The organism is Aurantimonas manganoxydans SI85-9A1, from assembly GCF_000153465.1.
GTDB classification, from domain to species: domain Bacteria; phylum Pseudomonadota; class Alphaproteobacteria; order Rhizobiales; family Rhizobiaceae; genus Aurantimonas; species Aurantimonas manganoxydans.
Genome location: NZ_CH672387.1, coordinates 2912212 through 2929214 on the forward strand (window position 1 = coordinate 2912212; position 17003 = coordinate 2929214).

19 protein-coding genes are annotated in these 17003 nt (G+C 64.2%); all 19 read right to left on the reverse strand.

The features are described 5' to 3' along the window. Window positions 1-245: 245 nt before the first annotated feature. Complete coding sequence (locus tag SI859A1_RS13775; RefSeq protein WP_009210341.1) at window positions 246-1145, reverse strand: flagellin N-terminal helical domain-containing protein; 900 nt, start codon at window positions 1143-1145, stop codon at window positions 246-248. 313 nt (window positions 1146-1458) lie between these two features. Then, complete coding sequence (locus SI859A1_RS13780) at window positions 1459-2352, reverse strand: flagellin N-terminal helical domain-containing protein (RefSeq protein ID WP_009210342.1); 894 nt, start codon at window positions 2350-2352, stop codon at window positions 1459-1461. A 299-nt stretch (window positions 2353-2651) separates the two neighbouring features. Continuing rightward, entirely contained in the window at window positions 2652-3629 is a 978-nt protein-coding gene (locus SI859A1_RS13785; protein WP_009210343.1) for a flagellin N-terminal helical domain-containing protein, read from the reverse strand. Window positions 3630-3920: 291 nt separating this feature from the next. Beyond that, the gene (locus tag SI859A1_RS13790; RefSeq protein ID WP_009210344.1) at window positions 3921-4850 is read right to left on the reverse strand and encodes a flagellin N-terminal helical domain-containing protein; all 930 of its coding nucleotides are present in this window, start codon (window positions 4848-4850) and stop codon (window positions 3921-3923) included. A 316-nt stretch (window positions 4851-5166) separates the two neighbouring features. Then, complete coding sequence (locus tag SI859A1_RS13795) at window positions 5167-6126, reverse strand: flagellin N-terminal helical domain-containing protein (RefSeq protein WP_009210345.1); 960 nt, start codon at window positions 6124-6126, stop codon at window positions 5167-5169. Window positions 6127-6446: 320 nt separating this feature from the next. After that, complete coding sequence (locus SI859A1_RS13800; RefSeq protein WP_009210346.1) at window positions 6447-7340, reverse strand: flagellin N-terminal helical domain-containing protein; 894 nt, start codon at window positions 7338-7340, stop codon at window positions 6447-6449. Between the two features lie 315 nt (window positions 7341-7655). Next, the gene (locus SI859A1_RS13805) at window positions 7656-8624 is read right to left on the reverse strand and encodes a flagellin N-terminal helical domain-containing protein (RefSeq protein ID WP_009210347.1); all 969 of its coding nucleotides are present in this window, start codon (window positions 8622-8624) and stop codon (window positions 7656-7658) included. Between the two features lie 160 nt (window positions 8625-8784). Then, entirely contained in the window at window positions 8785-9558 is a 774-nt protein-coding gene (gene fliP / locus SI859A1_RS13810; protein ID WP_009210348.1) for a flagellar type III secretion system pore protein FliP, read from the reverse strand. After that, the gene (locus tag SI859A1_RS13815) at window positions 9555-10076 is read right to left on the reverse strand and encodes a flagellar basal body-associated FliL family protein (protein ID WP_040325835.1); all 522 of its coding nucleotides are present in this window, start codon (window positions 10074-10076) and stop codon (window positions 9555-9557) included. Before SI859A1_RS13815 ends, fliP begins: the two co-directional genes overlap by 4 nt. Before the next feature lie 116 nt (window positions 10077-10192). Beyond that, complete coding sequence (gene flgH, locus SI859A1_RS13820) at window positions 10193-10897, reverse strand: flagellar basal body L-ring protein FlgH (protein WP_009210349.1); 705 nt, start codon at window positions 10895-10897, stop codon at window positions 10193-10195. Continuing rightward, window positions 10894-11496, reverse strand: a complete 603-nt coding sequence (locus SI859A1_RS13825) for a MotE family protein (protein ID WP_148233849.1) — start codon at window positions 11494-11496, stop codon at window positions 10894-10896. The genes flgH and SI859A1_RS13825 overlap by 4 nt, the downstream gene beginning before the upstream one ends. Further along, window positions 11496-12680: a flagellar basal body P-ring protein FlgI gene (gene flgI / locus SI859A1_RS13830; protein ID WP_081451402.1), complete on the reverse strand. Its 1185-nt coding sequence runs from the start codon at window positions 12678-12680 to the stop codon at window positions 11496-11498. The genes SI859A1_RS13825 and flgI overlap by 1 nt, the downstream gene beginning before the upstream one ends. Continuing rightward, entirely contained in the window at window positions 12677-13174 is a 498-nt protein-coding gene (gene flgA, locus SI859A1_RS13835; protein ID WP_009210352.1) for a flagellar basal body P-ring formation chaperone FlgA, read from the reverse strand. Before flgA ends, flgI begins: the two co-directional genes overlap by 4 nt. Window positions 13175-13177: 3 nt before the next feature. Beyond that, the gene (gene flgG, locus SI859A1_RS13840) at window positions 13178-13966 is read right to left on the reverse strand and encodes a flagellar basal-body rod protein FlgG (RefSeq protein WP_009210353.1); all 789 of its coding nucleotides are present in this window, start codon (window positions 13964-13966) and stop codon (window positions 13178-13180) included. An 83-nt stretch (window positions 13967-14049) separates the two neighbouring features. Continuing rightward, window positions 14050-14367, reverse strand: coding sequence for a flagellar hook-basal body complex protein FliE (fliE, locus tag SI859A1_RS13845; RefSeq protein ID WP_040325836.1), 318 nt, complete (start codon window positions 14365-14367; stop codon window positions 14050-14052). A gap of 2 nt (window positions 14368-14369) precedes the next feature. Next, a complete protein-coding gene (gene flgC, locus SI859A1_RS13850) occupies window positions 14370-14786 on the reverse strand; it encodes a flagellar basal body rod protein FlgC (RefSeq protein ID WP_009210354.1) in 417 nt (138 codons plus the stop codon). Window positions 14787-14790: 4 nt separating this feature from the next. Next, window positions 14791-15171: a flagellar basal body rod protein FlgB gene (flgB, locus tag SI859A1_RS13855; protein ID WP_009210355.1), complete on the reverse strand. Its 381-nt coding sequence runs from the start codon at window positions 15169-15171 to the stop codon at window positions 14791-14793. 216 nt (window positions 15172-15387) lie between these two features. Then, entirely contained in the window at window positions 15388-15816 is a 429-nt protein-coding gene (locus tag SI859A1_RS13860) for a BspJ family T4SS effector nucleomodulin (RefSeq protein WP_081451403.1), read from the reverse strand. Window positions 15817-15818: 2 nt separating this feature from the next. Beyond that, window positions 15819-16907: a flagellar biosynthesis protein FlhB gene (gene flhB / locus SI859A1_RS13865; protein ID WP_009210356.1), complete on the reverse strand. Its 1089-nt coding sequence runs from the start codon at window positions 16905-16907 to the stop codon at window positions 15819-15821. Window positions 16908-17003: the final 96 nt, after the last annotated feature.

The window sequence follows — 17003 nt, forward strand, 5'->3', positions numbered from 1 at the left end:
ACCGACGATCTGTTCGCCGGTCACCTCGCTATGGGGGCACCATCGGCCGGCATCGACTACCGGCTACTTAAATTCATTGGTTAACGCGTGGGCAGGACCGGCCCGGATCGCAGTCATCCTCAACGAAAGATTAACAAGACCGCTAAAAGTCGAGAGATAGGCTGGCAGGCTTTTATGGGCAGACACGAAAACGGGCCCGGCCTTTCGGCCGGACCCGTCTGTCTCCAGTGTCGAGATGTCGTGTCTTAACGGAAGAGCGACAGCAGCGACTGCGAGGAGGAGTTGGCGATCGACAGCGCCTGGACGCCCAACTGCTGCTGCGTCTGCAGCGCCTTCAGGCGGGTCGATTCCTCGGTCATGTCCGCATCGACCAGCGTGCCGACGCCCTTCTCGATGGAGTCGCGCAGGTTGGAGACGAACTCCGACTGGATATCCATGCGGCTCTTGGCGGCGCCGAGGTTGGAAGCAGCGGTGGTCATCGCACCGAGGGCCTCGTCCACGTCCGAGATCATCGTCGAGATGTTCGCGTCGGTGGTGGCACCGGTCAGCGTGAAGGTGGAGACGACCGTGCCACCCGTGCGACCCGTGTCGAGAATGCCGGCCGCGCCGTTCGAATCGAACAGCTTGGTCTTCGACGTGTCGACGCCGATGGTGCCGACCGAGACGTTGCCGCCGGAATCGCGGTTGAACGACGCGACGACGGACTTCGTCGCCGTGTAGCCCGCAGCACCGCTGTTGACCGACAGCCAGTTCTCGCCCGAGAACGACGCCGACGAGGCGATCGAGGTGAGCTGGCCCTGCAGTTCCTTGATTTCCGAGTTGATCTTGGTCTTGTCGACACCCGGCTCGCGCGCGGCAACCAGCTTCGACTTGATCTCGTCGACGACGTCGATGGCGGCGGTCATGCCGGTATAAGCCGTATCAACCTTCGCCTGGCCGAGGCCGAGGGCGTCCTGAACGGCACCGAGCGCCTTGTTGTCGGACCGCATCGTGGTCGCGATCGACCAGTAGGCGGCGTTGTCCGACGCCGCACCGACGCGGTAGCCGGTGGAGATGCGGTTCTGGGTCTGGTCGAGGCTGCTGTTGATTGCCGACAGGCTCTGGAGAGCCGTCATTGCCGACGTATTGGTGTTGATCGAGGTCATTGTGTTGTCCCGTAACGCGGAATTTCAAACAGGGGACAGTCCGGATCGGCCGGCATAACGAAGCGGCATCATGCCCGTGACCGATGATGTGTTCGCCGGTCACCTCGCTATGGGGGCACCATCGGCCGGCATCGACTACCGGCTACTTAAGCCAGATAGTTAACGTCAGGTCCGGGCCCGGCTTTGCCGTGGCATCCTGAATCAAGCGCTAATGAAACCTTGCGGAATCGCTGCAATGCGCGCCCGCATCAACGCGAAAACGGGCCCGGCCTTGCGGCCGGACCCGTCGGTCTCAGTGTCGAGGTGTCGTGTCTTAACGGAAGAGCGACAGCAGCGACTGCGAGGAGGAGTTGGCGATCGACAGCGCCTGCACACCCAGCTGCTGCTGCGTCTGCAGCGCCTTCAGGCGGGTCGACTCTTCGGTCATGTCCGCATCGACCAGCGTGCCGACACCCTTCTCGATGGAATCGCGCAGGTTGGAGACGAACTCCGACTGGATATCCATGCGGCTCTTGGCAGCGCCCAGGTTCGAGGCAGCGGTCGTCATCAGCCCGATCGCTTCGTCGACGTCCGAGATCATCGTCGAGATCGCCGCGTCGGTCGTCGCGCCGGTCAGAGCCAGCGTCGACACGACAGTGGTGCCGGTGCGTGCGCCGTCCAGGATACCGTTGGTATTGTCGGTATCGAACAGCTTCGTCTTGGTGGTGTCGACGCCGATGGTACCGACCGAGACCGTGCCGTCAGCGGCGCGGTTGAACGAGGCCACGACGTTCTTGGTGCCGGCGGCGATACCCGTGCCGATCGACAGCCAGTTCTCGCCCGAGAAAGAGGCGGAGGACGCGATCGAGGTCAGCTGGCCCTGCAGTTCCTTGATTTCGGACTGGATCTTGGTCTTGTCGACACCCGGCTCGCGCGCGGCAACCAGCTTGGTCTTGATCTCGTCGACCACGTCGATGGCGGCGGTCATGCCGGTATAGGCCGTATCGACCTTCGCCTGGCCGAGGCCGAGGGCGTCTTCGACGGCGCCGAGCGCCTTGTTGTCGGACCGCATCGTGGTCGCGATCGACCAGTAGGCGGCGTTGTCCGACGCCGCACCGACGCGGTAGCCGGTCGAGATGCGGTTCTGGGTCTCGTCGAGGCTGTTGTTGATCGCCGACAGGCTCTGCAGAGCCGTCATTGCCGAAGTATTGGTATTGATCGAGGTCATTGTGTTGTCCCGTAACGCGGAATTTCAAACAGGGGACAGTCCGGGCCGGCCGGTATAACGAAGCGGCATCATGCCCGTGACCGGCGTTCCCTATGCCCGTCACCTCGCCATGACGCTACTTTGCGCCGCCGGACCTACCCACTACTTAAATTTGATAGTTAACGACATCTGCCGATCTTCGCTTCAAAGTTCATCCTGAATCAAATGCTAAGATGCGGGCTAACCGCCCTGCCCCGAACGCAAAAACGGGCCCGGCCTTGCGGCCGGACCCGTTCGCTTCAGAATGGCTGCGTTCCGGATTAGCGGAACAGCGACATCAGCGACTGCGAGGAGGAGTTGGCGATCGACAGCGCCTGCACGCCCAGCTGCTGCTGCGTCTGCAGCGCCTTCAGGCGGGTCGACTCTTCCGTCATGTCCGCATCCACCAGCGTGCCGACACCCTTCTCGATGGAATCGCGCAGGTTGGAGACGAACTCCGACTGGATATTCATGCGGCTCTGGGCGGCGCCGAGATTGGACGCGGCGGTGGTCATGCTCTTCAGCGCCGTGTCGACATTCGAGATCATCGCGTCGATGACGGTCTCGACGGTCTCGGCGGTCGTGTAGGCGCCATCGACCGCGGCCTGGTTGAGGACCGCCGTGCTGATGTCGATGTCCATGACGTTGCCGGCGATCTTCGTGGCATCGTCACCAATCAGCGCATCCTTGTTGAGGATACCGTCGTCGTCTGCCGGTGTCGGGACACCCGCACCATTGTTGCCGATGAGCTTCACCGCCGATGCGTCGATGGCGATCGTCCCGACAGAGACGGCGCCCGCGCTGCTGCGGTTGAACGAGGCGACGACGTTCTTGGTGACGGCCGCTCCGTCGAAATTCAGCCAGTTCTCGCCGGAGAAGGAGGCCGATTCGGAGATCGACGTCAGCTGGTTCTTCAGTTCGGCGATCTCGGACTGGATCTTGTTGCGATCGACACCCGGCTCGCGCGCGGCAACCAGCTTGGTCTTGATCTCGTCGACAACGTCGATGGCGGCCTTCATGCCGGTATAGGCCGTATCGACCTTCGCCTGGCCGAGGCCGAGGGCGTCTTCGACCGCGCCGAGGGCCTTGTTGTCCGAGCGCATCGTGGTGGCGATCGACCAGTAGGCGGCGTTGTCCGACGCCGCACCGACGCGGTAGCCGGTCGAGATGCGGTTCTGCGTCTCGTCGAGGTTGTTGTTGATCATCGACAGGCTCTGCAGAGCCGTCATCGCCGACACGTTGGTATTGATCGAGGTCATGTTGTGTCCCGTAACGCGGAAAAATGAACAGGGGGACAGTCCGGGTTGGCCGGCATAGCGAAACGGCATCATGCCTGTGGCCGGAACTCTGGCAGACCACTTCGCTATACCCTCAGGCTGTCAGCTTATCGCTACGTTTCGCTTAAGTAGAATGGTTAACGCTTTACTTCGTGGAAGCTTTCTGCTGCTGCATGGGGAGATGGACAGCGTCATGCAGCTTTCTTCCCGAACGCAAAAACGGGCCCGGCCTTGCGGCCGGACCCGTCTGTCTCAATGTCGAGGTGTCGTGTCTTAGCGGAAGAGGGACAGCAGCGACTGCGAGGAGGAGTTGGCGATCGACAGCGCCTGGACGCCCAGCTGTTGCTGGGTCTGCAGCGCCTTCAGGCGGGTCGATTCCTCGGTCATGTCCGCATCGACCAGCGTGCCGACACCCTTCTCGATGGAATCGCGCAGGTTGGAGACGAACTCCGACTGGATATCCATACGGCTCTTGGCGGCACCGAGGTTCGAGGCACCGGTGGTCATCGACTGGATCGCGCCGTCGACGGCCGAGATCATCTCGCTGATGTCGGTGTCGTCGATGTTCGCTGCGGTGATGTCGAGTGTGCTCACCGATACGGTGGCAGCGCCGGCGCCCGTGGTGGTGAAGGCCGTGTTCAGGATGCCGTTGTTGGCACCGCCGACGCCGACCGTGTCGTCACCGAACAGCTTCGTACCACCGATGACGATGTCGATCGTGCCGACCGACACCGCACCGGCCGCGCTGCGGTTGAAGGACGCCACCACGCTCTTCGACGTGTTTGCGGCACCGTCGAAGGACAGCCAGTTCTCGCCGGAGAAGGAGGCGGACGAGGCGATCGAGGTCAGCTGACCCTGCAGTTCCTTGAGTTCCGCCTGGATCTTCGACTTGTCGACGCCCGGCTCGCGCGCTGCGACGAGCTTCGACTTCATCTCATCGACGACGTCGATGGCGGCCTTCATGCCGGTGTAGGCGGTGTCGACCTTCGCCTGGCCGAGACCGAGCGCGTCCTCGACGGCGCCGAGCGCCTTGTTGTCCGAACGCATCGTGGTGGCGATCGACCAGTAGGCCGCGTTGTCCGACGCCGCACCAACGCGGAAGCCGGTCGAAATGCGGTTCTGGGTCTCGTCGAGATTGCTGTTGATCATCGACAGGCTCTGGAGAGCCGTCATTGCCGACACGTTGGTATTGATCGAGGTCATGTTGGTGTCCCGTAACGCGGAAAATGAACAGGGGGGACAGTCCGGGCTGGCCGGGATAGCGAAACGGCTTCATGCCCGTGGCCCAATTGGCCACCTCGCTATGCCCGCAACATGCCAGCGGCTGGCTACCAAGCGCCTAAGGAATGTGGTTAACATATTCTTTTTCAAAACGAATTCGAAACGGTAGCAAATTTCAACCATTCTTCTGTCGATGGCGGCTATTTGGTCCGCCCCCGCTGACCGCCCGTCCGCGCATGCAAAAACGGGCCCGGCCTTGCGGCCGGATCCGTCGGTCTCAGTGTCGAGGTGTCGTGTCTTAGCGGAAGAGCGACAGCAGCGACTGCGAGGAGGAGTTGGCGATCGACAGCGCCTGGACGCCCAGCTGCTGCTGGGTCTGCAGGGCCTTCAGCCGGGTCGACTCTTCCGTCATGTCCGCATCCACCAGCGTGCCGACGCCCTTCTCGATGGAATCGCGCAGGTTGGAGACGAACTCCGACTGGATATCCATGCGGCTCTTGGCGGCGCCGAGGTTCGAGGCAGCCGTCGTCATCCGCTGCAGGGCATCGTCGACACCGCTGATGTAGGAGTTCAGCGTCGTCACGTCGCCGGCAGCGTCCGTCAGGGCCGAGATGTCGAGGGTCGAGACGTTGAAGCCAGCAGCGGTCTGATCGGCGAGGTAGCTGCCGTCGGCTGCGCTGTACATACCGTCGAGGATGCCGGTACCGGCGGTGGCGGCGTCCGTGGCGGCGTCGAACAGCTTGGTCTTCGAGGTGTCGACCTCGATCGTGCCGACCGAGACGGCGCCTGCACTGTCACGGTTGAAGGAGGCGACGACCGACTTGGTGGCGTTGGCCGGTGCCGTGGAATCGACCGACAGCCAGTTTTCGCCCGAGAAGGAGGCCGAGGTCGCGATCGAGGTCAACTGACCCTGCAACTCGGTGATTTCGGACTGGATCTTGGTCTTGTCGACGCCCGGCTCGCGCGCCGCGACCAGCTTCGCCTTGATCTCGTCGACCACGTCGATGGCGGCGTTCATGCCGGTGTAGGCCGTATCGACCTTCGCCTGGCCGAGGCCGAGCGCGTCCTCGACGGCGCCGAGGGCCTTGTTGTCCGAGCGCATGGTGGTGGCAATCGACCAATAGGCGGCGTTGTCGGAGGCGGCACCGACGCGGAAGCCGGTCGAGATGCGGTTCTGGGTCTCGTCGAGGTTGCTGTTGATCATCGAGAGGCTCTGCAGAGCCGTCATCGCCGACGTATTGGTATTGATCGAGGTCATGATGGTGTCCCGTAACGCGGAAAAATGAACAGGGGGACAGTCCGGATCGGCCGGCATAACGAAACGGCATCATGCCCGTGGCCGAAGAACAAATGGCCACCTCGCTATAGGGACACCATGCCAGTAGCTGGCTACCAAGCACCTAAGGAAGGTGGTTAACGCTTTCTGTTTCCTGCAATTTCTGAAGTGAGCCGGATTGCGGCGTTTTCCGTCACCGGGCGGCAGGCCTCCCTGCCCTGCCCGACAGAGACCGTCTGCAACGCAAAACGGGTCCGGCCTTGCAGCCGGACCCGTCGATCTCAATGTCGAAGCGGCGTGTCTTAGCGGAAGAGCGCCAGCAGCGATTCCGAGGAGGAATTGGCGATGGACAGCGCCTGGACGCCGAGCTGCTGCTGCGTCTGCAGCGCCTTCAGGCGGGTCGACTCCTCGGTCATGTCCGCATCGACCAGCGTGCCGACACCCTTCTCGATGGAGTCGCGCAGGGTCGAGACGAATTCCGACTGGATGTCGACGCGGTTTTTGGCGGCGCCCAGGTTCGAGGCGGCCGTCGTCATGGCCTGCAGCGCCTCGTCCACGTCCGAAATCATGGCGGAGACCTGAGCGTCCGTCGTCCCAGCGGTAATCGTGAAGGTGGAGACGACGGTGCCGTTGGTGCGTCCCACGTCCAGAATGCCATCGGTGTTGTCGGTATCGAACAGCTTGGTCTTGGTGGTGTCGACGCCGATGGTGCTGACCGAAACCGAGGCATCGGCCGCGCGGTTGAACGAGGACACGATCGTCTTGGTGCCGGCCACGATGCCGGTGCCGATCGACAGCCAGTTCTCGCCCGAGAAGGAGGCCGAGGTCGCGATCGAGGTGAGCTGGCCCTGCAACTCGGTGATTTCCGCCTGGATCTTGGTCTTGTCCACGCCCGGCTCACGAGCCGCGACCAGCTTCGCCTTGATCTCGTCGACCACGTCAATGGCGGCCTTCATGCCGGTATAGGCGGTGTCCAGCTTGGCCTGGCCGAGACCGAGCGCGTCCTCGACGGCGCCGAGCGCCTTGTTATCCGAGCGCATCGTGGTGGCGATCGACCAGTAGGCGGCGTTGTCGGACGCCGCGTTGACGCGATAGCCGGTCGAGATGCGGCTCTGCGTCTCGTTGAGGTTGTTGTTGATCATCGACAGGCTCTGGAGAGCCGTCATAGCCGACACATTGGTGTTGATCGAGGTCATGATGATGTCCCGTAACGCGGAAAACTGAATGGGGGGACAGTCCGGGTTGGCCGGTATAGCGAGACGGCATCATGCCCTACGTTCCCGACCTGCAAGGTGGAACGCATCGCTATGAGCGACGACTATCGCGGCAGGCTCCTTCCGAGGCGTTAACGGTAACGCCCCGTTGTCTTTCATGGTTAACGGATGCTTTCGGGCCGTCTCCCCTCACCCCGGCCTGCGCAGTACTTCAGAACGCAAAAAGCCGCCCCGGAGGGCGGCTTTCGTTCGTCATACCGGCGTCCCGCCAGGGGCGCCGCCGGAGTCTTGCGTCGGTCAGTTCTGGAAGAGCTGCAGGATCGCCTGGCTCGAGGAATTGGCGATCGACAGCGCCTGGACGCCGAGCTGCTGCTGCGTCTGCAGCGCCTTCAGCCGGGTCGATTCCTCGGTCATGTCCGCATCCACCAGCGCGCCGATGCCCGACGAAATCGAGTCGGTGAGATTGGAGACGAAGTTCTGCTGCAGCTCGATACGCGACTTGGCGGCGCCGAGATTGGCGGCGACGTTGGTCATGTCCTTGAGGATCGCGTCGACGACCTTGATCATCGACGAAATCTCGAGGGTGGTGGTCGTGCCGGTCAGTGCAATCTCGGTGCCGCTCGCGGCCGTGCCCGTCGCGCCGGCATCCAGCAGAACGTAGTCGGTGGCGTCGCCGATCGGAGTGCTGATGCCGTCGGCATGGTAGTTCTTGGTCAGAACACCGGTGGTCTCGTTCACCGTGCCGATCAGGGTCATCGCCGTCACGTCGACGGTGATGGTGCCGATCGAGACCGCGCCGGTGGAGTCGCGGTTGAAGGAGGCGACGATGTCCTTGGAGCCGGCAGCCACCGACGCGTCGTTCTGCAGCCAGTTCTCTCCGGAGAACGAGGCGGAGGACGCGATGCTCTGCAGCTGCTTCTTCAGCTCGCTGATTTCCGACTGGATCTTGGTCTTGTCGACACCCGGCTCGCTGGCCGCGACCAGCTTGGCCTTGATCTCGTCGACGACGTCGATGGCGCTTTCGAGCGCGGTGTAGGCGATGTCGACCTTGGCGGCGCCAAGCCCCAGCGAATCCTCGACCGCCGACAGGGCCTTGTTGTCCGAGCGCATGGTGGTAGCGATCGACCAATAGGCGGCATTGTCCTTGGCTTCGGCAACGCGGAAGCCCGTCGAGATGCGGTTCTGGGTCGCATCCATCGAACGGTTGGTCGCCTGCAGCGTCTGCAAGGCCGCCATGGCCGCGATATTGGTATTGATGCTGGTCATGACACTCTACCCTCGGTGCTAACTTCGCCCGCATTCCGCCGGCGACGCACGGAGGCCCGCCTGCGCTCGCCCCCATTGGTCATGAAGGTAGTTTGTTAACCTTAATGGGGAGTTAAGGCTGACGGCGCGGCAGGCGGGACGCGCCCGGAAAATCGCGTCGTCAGAAGAAGGATCGGACCAGGGATCCGACCAGCATGTTCCAGCCGTCGATCAGGATGAAGAACAGGATCTTGAACGGCAGCGAGATGATCGTCGGCGGCAGCATCATCATGCCCATCGACATGGTCAGGGTCGCGACGATCATGTCGATCACCAGGAACGGCAGAACGATGAGGAAGCCGATCTCGAAGCCGCGGCGCAGCTCGGAGATCATGAAGGCCGGGATCAGCTCCCGCAGATCGACGTCGCGCTCGTCAGCAGCGCCCTGCTCTTCCGGCTCGACCCGCTCACGGCTGGTGGCCGCGGCGATATCGCCGAACAAAGTCAGGTCTTCCGGCCGCACCTGCGTCAGCATGAAGTCCTTGAACGGCTCGCTGATCCGGTAGAACGCCTCCTCCTCGGTGATCTCGTTGTTCAGGAGCGGCTGCAGGCCGTCGTTCCAGGCCCGGTCGAAGGTCGGCGCCATGACGAAGAAGGTCATGAACAGCGACAGCGAGATCAGGATCAGGTTGGCCGGCGTCGTCTGAAGGCCGAGACCGGTGCGCAGGATCGACAGCGCGATGACGATGCGCGTGAAGGACGTGACCATGACCAGGAGGCCCGGCGCGATCGACAGGATGGTGACGATGCCGAAGAGCTGGACGATGCGGCCGGACGCGGTCGAATCGCCAGCCGGCAGGAGGGCGGCGAGATCGGGCAGCCCTGAGGTCTGGGCGGTCTGTGCGAGAGCTGGTCCCGCAAAGAGCAGCGCCGCCAGAAAGAGGAGCGTTCTCATTCGGCGATCATCGTCTGGATGAGGTAGTCGACAACGGCCGGCGAGCGCAGCTTGGCGCGCTGGCGCAGATCCTCGCGCAGATGCATCAGGCCGCGGGTGCCCTCGACCTGGGACAATTGCACCGAGCGCAGGAAGGCCAGCGTGTCGGCCTCGATCTGGGCGGCCAGCACCTCGGGATCGGCCGAGCCGTCGTCGCGATAGACCAGGGCCGCCTCGACGCGAAGCCAGGTCTGGGGCGGCGAATAGATGTTGGTGAGGACCGGTTTGAGCGGCATCAGCTTGAGCGGCAGCTTCTCCGCGCTCTCGGCCAGATCGCCGGCCTCGATGTCGACGATCTCGGCGCCAGGCGTCTCGGCTGGCGCCGTCGTGGCCGCTGCGGGTTCAGGCGAAGCGAGCATCATGCCCAGCACCGCGCCGCCGCCGCCGCCCACGAGCGTCAGTATCGCCACTGCGATCGCCGTGGGGATCAGGCCCCCTGCCTTTTCGGTCTCTTCGTCCGATGCGCCAATGCTGGCCATGCGCCGAACCCTTCCGCTGTTTCGTCGACGGACGGACCCTCATGGTCCAGCCCTGCCCGACGATCGAGCGTTAGCGGTTCAGCCTGACGCGAGACTTGCCTTGACGGCAGCGTCCCCTACTGGATGGCGACGGCGTCGTAGATCTGCTGCCCCCAGCCGGGCTGCTGGACGTCGGTGATCCGGCCGCGGCCGCCGTAGGAAATCCGCGCCTCGGCGATCTTGTCGTAGTTGATCGTGTTGTCCGGCAGGATGTCGCGCGGCCGGATGATGCCGGCGATCGACAGCACGCGCACCTCGAAATTGACCCGCACCTCCTGCTGGCCCGAGATGAACAGATTGCCGTTCGGCAGCTTCTGGCCGACGACCGCGGCGACCGACAGGTCGATGTCCTCGGAGCGCTTGATCTTGCCCTTGCCGGTCATGTCGGAGCTGTTGTCCGAGCCGAGCTGGGCGCCGACCGTCGGCAGCGTGTACTGGCCGAGATTGCCGGCCAGATCGAGACCGGCAGCGATGCCGGACTTGCGCGAGCGTTCCGAATTGTTGTCGATCGAGGCCTGGTCGCGGATGCGGATCTTGACGGTGACGATGTCGCCCTCGCTCAGAGCCCGCGGGTCCTGGTAGAAATCGGCCCGGGCGTCGGACCACAGCGAGTGCGACGTGTGCGGCTTGCTGGCCGGGAACGACGCCGGTTGGGCGATGATTGGCGGATACTCGTAAAGCCCTGCGCCGACCGGCGAGAGCGACGGCTCGCGCAGCGCGTCGTTGCCGGCTGTCGAACAGCCGGCGAGGGCCGCGACGGCGAGAAGGATCAAGGGCTTCACGTGCGCTTCTCCGCAACCTGCTCGGCGCCCTGCGTGCTGCCGGCCGACGTCTTGGCGACGATGAGCGATGCGATCTCGGCGGCCACCTTCGGCTCCATCTCGCTGAGGATGTCGCTCGCCAGGCGCGATTTCAGGCGCACCAGCACAGACGCGGCATCGCTGCGCGAGACGATCGCAAGCTGCGACGCGGCGGCGACGGAATCCATGTTGGTGTAGATGTCGACGACGATCTTGGAGGCGTCGTCGAGGAAGCGCTGACGCTCGGCGAGCCAGGCGTTGTAGTCCTCGCGCTTGGCCTGCAATTCGTCGATCTGCTCGGAGACCGCCGCTTCCAGTTCGGTCAGCTGCTTCTGCTCGAGGGCATAGCGCGCGTCCTGGGCCTTGTCGGCGATGCTCAGGCAATAGGCCTCGACCTCCGTCGAGGGCTTGGGCGGCGTGATCACCTCCCCCTTCGGCCCGACGACCCGCACTTCCTGCGGCGGCAGTTCGTCCGGCTGCACCGGCTTCCTGGCTTCGACCGCTTGGGCCGTGCCCGCGGCAAGGGAGACGGTGAGGAACAGGGCGAGGCACCGCCAGCGGGGATGGAAAGCCTGGGTCATCATTGCACCACGAGTTCGGCCTGAAGGGCGCCGGCCGTCTTGATCGCCTGCAGGATCGCGATGATCCCGGTCGGCTTGAGTCCGATACGGTTGAGGCCGCGGACAACTGTTTCGAGATCGGCGCCGCCGACGAAGGCGAAATTGCCGCCGTCCTCGCGGGCATCGATGATGGTCTCCGACGTGACAACCGTCTGGCCGTCCGAGAGTGGGGCCGGCTGCGACACCGACGGCATCTCGCTGATCCGCACCGTCAGATTGCCGTGGGTGACGGCGACGAGGGAGATCTGCACGTCCTTGCCGATGATGACGGTGCCGGTGCGCTCGTCGATCACCACGCGGGCCGGCTGGTCCGGTGCGATCCGCAATTCGCCGATCTCGGCGATGAAGCGCGTGCTGGAAACCTCGGACGGGCGCTTGAGATGCACCGTGCGGAAATCCTCCTCGCGCGCCACCGGCTGGCCCCAGCGGCTGCGGGCATAATCGTTGATCACGTCGACGACACGGATCGAGGTGCGGAAATCGGGATTGCGCAGCTCGATCGCCAGCTTGCCGTCGTCGTTGAAGCCGCCGGGCACTTCGCGCTCGACCAGCGCCCCGTTGGGCACGCGGCCTGTGGTCGGCACGCCCTGGGTCAGCTTCTCGCTGTCGCCTTCGGAGGCGAAGCCGCTGACGGCGAGCGAGCCTTGTGCAACCGCATAAATCTCGCCGTCGGCGCCGTAGAGCGGCGTCATCATCAGCGTGCCGCCCATCAACGAGGTGGCGTCGCCGAGCGAGGACACGGTCACGTCGATGCGCGAGCCGGTGCCAATGAAGGCCGGCAGTTCGCTGGTCACGGTGACGGCGGCGACGTTCTTGCTGCGCGAATTCTGCGAGCGGATGTTCACGCCCATGCGGTCGAGCATCGACTGCATCGACTGTTCGGTGAAGGGCGAGTTGCGCATGGAATCGCCGGTGCCCTGCAGGCCGATGACGAGACCGTAGCCGACGAGCTGGTTGGCGCGCACGCCGCGGATGTCGACGATGTCCTTGATGCGCACGCTGCCGCGGGCGCTCGCTGCATCGCCGATGACCGGCGCCGGCAGCGACGGCACGCCGCCGCCCGAGCCGGGATAGTCGGCCGCCAGGCTGCTGTTCACCAATGCGGCGACAAGGCCGGCAACGAGGATCAGACGCTTGCGGATCATCCCGATATCCTGATGCTTCCGTCCGCCGACACGATGCCGGAGACGATGATGCCGCTGTCAGCATTGCGGACGCGCACGGTCTCGCCGGCGCCGGCGGAGCGCAGCGCGGTGCCCTGGCCGGTGATGACGAGGCCGGCCTCGCTGTAGACCAGGGTAACGGCGGCTCCGGCGCGCACCAGATCCGGCTCCTTCAGGTCGGACAGGCGAATCGCCTTGCCCGGCAGAAGGGTACGGCGGGCAACCCGACCGACCAGCGCGCTGTCATCGACGGCGTAGAGCCCGATCTTGTCGTCCTTGACGTAGAAGGCCTTGTGGTGGAGGCCCGGCCCGGTGACGCTCTGGCCGGGATAGATGACCGTCGTCGGCACCGGCAGTTCGAGCTCGGCCGCCAGGGCCCGAACCGGAACCGACAGGATGACGAGGGCCGCGAGCGCCAGCGCCACGGCGTAGAGTACGGCCATGACCCGGCCGGGATCGCGCGTACCGCCGCCCATGATTCAGCGAATCCCCTTCGAGACGACGCTCGCCATCTCGTCGGCGGCCGAGATCACCTTGGAGTTCATCTCGTAGGCGCGCTGGGCCGAGATCAGCTCGGAGATTTCCTTCACCGGATCGACGTTGGAATCTTCCAGATAGCCCTGCTGAAGGGTGGCGTAGCCCTCGTCGCCCGGCACGCCGGCCGTCGGGGCACCCGAAGCGATCGTCTCGCGGAACAGATTGCCGCCCTGCGCCGCAAGGCCGGCATTGTTGGCGAAGGTTGCGAGCGTCAGCTGGCCGAGCTCTTCCAGATCGGCAGCACCGCCGACGCGGGCGAAGACCTGGCCGCTCTCGTTGACGATGACTTCGCTGGTGTTGGCCGGCATGGTGATCGCCGGATCGACCAGCAGGCCGTCGAGGGTCACGAGCTGACCGTCGCCATTGGTGTTGAAGGCGCCGTCGCGGGTGTAGAGGATTTCGCCGCCCGGCCCCTGGACCTGGAACCAGCCTTCGCCGTTCAGGGCGAGATCGAGCTTGTTGCCGGTCTGGTTGAGCGTGCCCTGGATGTGCAGGTTGCGGATGGCTGCAAGCCGCGTACCGAGGCCGAGCTGGGCGCCCTCGGGCACCACGCCCTGCCCGCCGCGGGCCGCGACGCCCTGGGCGCGCTCGACCTGGTAGAGCAGATCGGTGAACTCGGCACGGGCCCGCTTGAAGCCGGTCGTGTTGATGTTCGCGATGTTGTTGGCAATGACCTCGACATTGGTCTGCTGCGCATTCATGCCGGTCGCGGCGATCGCAAGGGCTCGCATCGGATGCTTCCTTCAGGACGGTGTACCCGGTCCCCGTCGATGCGGGGCGCCGTGGGAAATTTCAGGTGGCGGAGACCGCCGGATCAGATCGCCATTCGCGACAGTTCCATGTAGGCGCTGACCGCCTTGTCGCGGATCGAGACCGCAGTCTGCAGCGTCCGCTCGGCTTCCATGACAGCCTCGACGACGGCCTGGGTCGTCGCCTGGCCGTTGATCCCCTTGATCGAGGTGGCCTCGGCGGACTGGACGGTGGTGACCGCGTCCTTGGCGATCTGCGACAGGACGGCGCTGAAATCGGCGCCGGCGCCCTGCGGGGACGCGGTCGCGCCGGTGGTGGCGAGGCCGGCGTCCACACTGCCGGTCTGGATGCGGGGCAGGCTCGCTCCGATAGCAGGAATCATGGTCAGCTCCTCAGCAGGTCGATGGTCATGTTGATGATTTCACGCGCCTGCTTCACCACCTGGATGTTGGCTTCGTAGGAGCGGTTGGCTTCGCGCATGTCGGCCATCTCGACCAGCATCCGCACATTCGGCATCTTCACGTAGCCGTCGGCATTGGCGGCCGGATTGCCGGGATCGCTTTCCAGGATGAAGGGCGTGTCGTCGCGACCGACCTTGTCGACCGAGACCATCTGGGCACCCGAGACCCGGTCGAGCTCGCTCTGGAAGCTGACCATCTTGCGCTGATACGGGTCGCTGCCGGGCGTCGTGCCGGTGGTCTGCGCATTGGCGATGTTCTCGGAGACGATGCGCATGCGCGTCGACTGCGCCTGCAGGCCGCTGGCGGCGATCTTCAGAGACGAGAGCAGTGGATCGGCCATCGGATTATCCCTTCGCGGACATGATGAGCATGCGGTGGAACGACTTCACCACCGACGTGCCGAGGGCGTATTCGCGCGACACTTCGCCGGCCTTCAGCATTTCCTGCGGCAGGCTGACGGAGTTGCCCGAATGCTTGACGCTCCAGGGCATCTCGTTGACGACGTCCGAACCGCCGCCCGCACTGTCCAGCGAGGCCAGATGCATGGCCTGCGACCGCGACATGCGCAGCGCCGTGGCGTCGAGCGCCTCGGTGAAGGACGAGAGATCCTTGGAGGTGTAGCCGGGCGTGTCGACATTGGCGACATTCTCGGCGACCACCGTCTGGCGCTGGGCCAGATAGGCGGTCCGCTGCGATGCGAGCCCGAAGATGTAGAGACTATCCATGACGATCCGCGCTGAAAAACTTGCGACGGGTCCAGCCTTAGGACGAGGCGCTTGTCCGAAGCTTGATGGATCGGCAGGAACGACTTGGAATGAAACGTCCGGGGGACAGTATTGCCCGCAGGAGGCCAGAATCCCGCATCCGCGGCATGGCGCGCGGAGCGGGGCTGGTGCGTGACTTGCGGAGAGGGATCGCAGCGGTCCGCCGGACCGCCCGGATCAGGACGCGCGGGGCTTCAGATGCGCGTCGTGGATGGCGTTTTCCAGACGCTCGACGCCCTCGTCGGGGCAGGCCGGGCTGTCGAAGGAGATGTAGGTGATGTCGACGGCCGCTGTGGCGGCGCCCAGTTCGAGCTGGAAATGCGCCGTCACGCCGTCATAGACGAATTCCAGCGCCAGGCAGACGATTGGCACCGTGCCCCACGACACCCGGACATGGCCGGAATTGGCGAAGCGCAGGACACCCGGCTTGAGAAACAGCTCCGCCGAGGAGGTCACGATGTCGGACAGATTGCCGTAGCGCTCCAGTCGCAGGAAGGCGATGTAATCGACCACTTCGACCAGCCGCAGCTCGGCGGCGACTTCCTTGATGCCTTCGGCGAGCGCGCGCTCCCGGGACAAAGTCCTGTGCTTGCGAATATCCAGCATGGCTACGCTGTAGCAACTCCTACCTTGGATCCCGTGCGGGAGTGGAGGAAATAGATAATCTCAGCGATCGCCTTGAAGAACTTGGGCGGAATCATCTGATCGATTTCGACATGATCGTACATCGACCTTGCCAAGAGCTTGTCTTCGATCACCGGAACATCGTTGGCTTCGGCGATTTCACGAATTTTCAGAGCGACCAGATCGGCGCCCTTGGCGACCACCATCGGAGCGCCGCCCTCTTCGCGATTATAGCGCAGCGCGATGGCGTAATGGGTCGGGTTGGCGATCACCAGGGTGGCCAGGGGGACGTCGGCCATCATGCGGCGGCGCACCCGGTCACGGCCGATCTGGCGCTGGCGGGCCTTGATCTGCGGATCGCCCTCGGCCTGCTTGTTCTCGTCCTTGATTTCCTGCTTCGACATCATCAGGTCGCGGCGCCAGTGAAACCGGGTCATGGCCAGGTCGGCGGCGACGAGGACAATGGTGGCGATCGAGATGCCCGACAGCAGCTTCATCGCCATCTGCAGGATCAACTCGGGCACCAGCACGGGGTCCGCGAACATGGCCTGCATCATCGTCGGGAAGCTCGACACGAGCAACATGCTGACGACGACGCCGATGGTGATGAACTTGAACACCGCCTTGCCGAACTCCGTCAGCCCGCGCAGGCCGAAAATGCGCGTGAAGCCGGATGCCGGCGACACGTTCGACCATTTCGGACGAATGCGCTCGATATTGATCTGGGGCGGATTCTGCAGGACGGAAGAGATGACGCCGCCGGCGACAAAGAGCCCTGCGGCCGGCAGGATGAACCAGACGGCCTCGCGGGCCAGCATGTGCAGGACATGTAGAGCATCGGCACTCGTATCCAAATCCCACTGGAGCGGGTTCTCGAACGTCGTCTGCAGCGACAGCAGGAGGCGCTGAACACCCTCACGGGCCTGCAGCGCGATGAACGCCATGATGGCCAGAAGCGAGGCCAGAATAGGCGCTTCCCGCGAAACCGGAAGGTTGCCCTTCTCGACCGCGTCGCTGATCTTCTTCTCGGTCGGGAACTCTGTTTTTGAGGATTTGTCCTCGCTATCCGACACTGGCGATTAAGCTCCGCAGGTGTTGACGTTCAGTGAAGAGAACGGCTTTCCCGGCCGATGACGGGAAAGCCGTGGAGGACACGCGGCGCGTTTGCG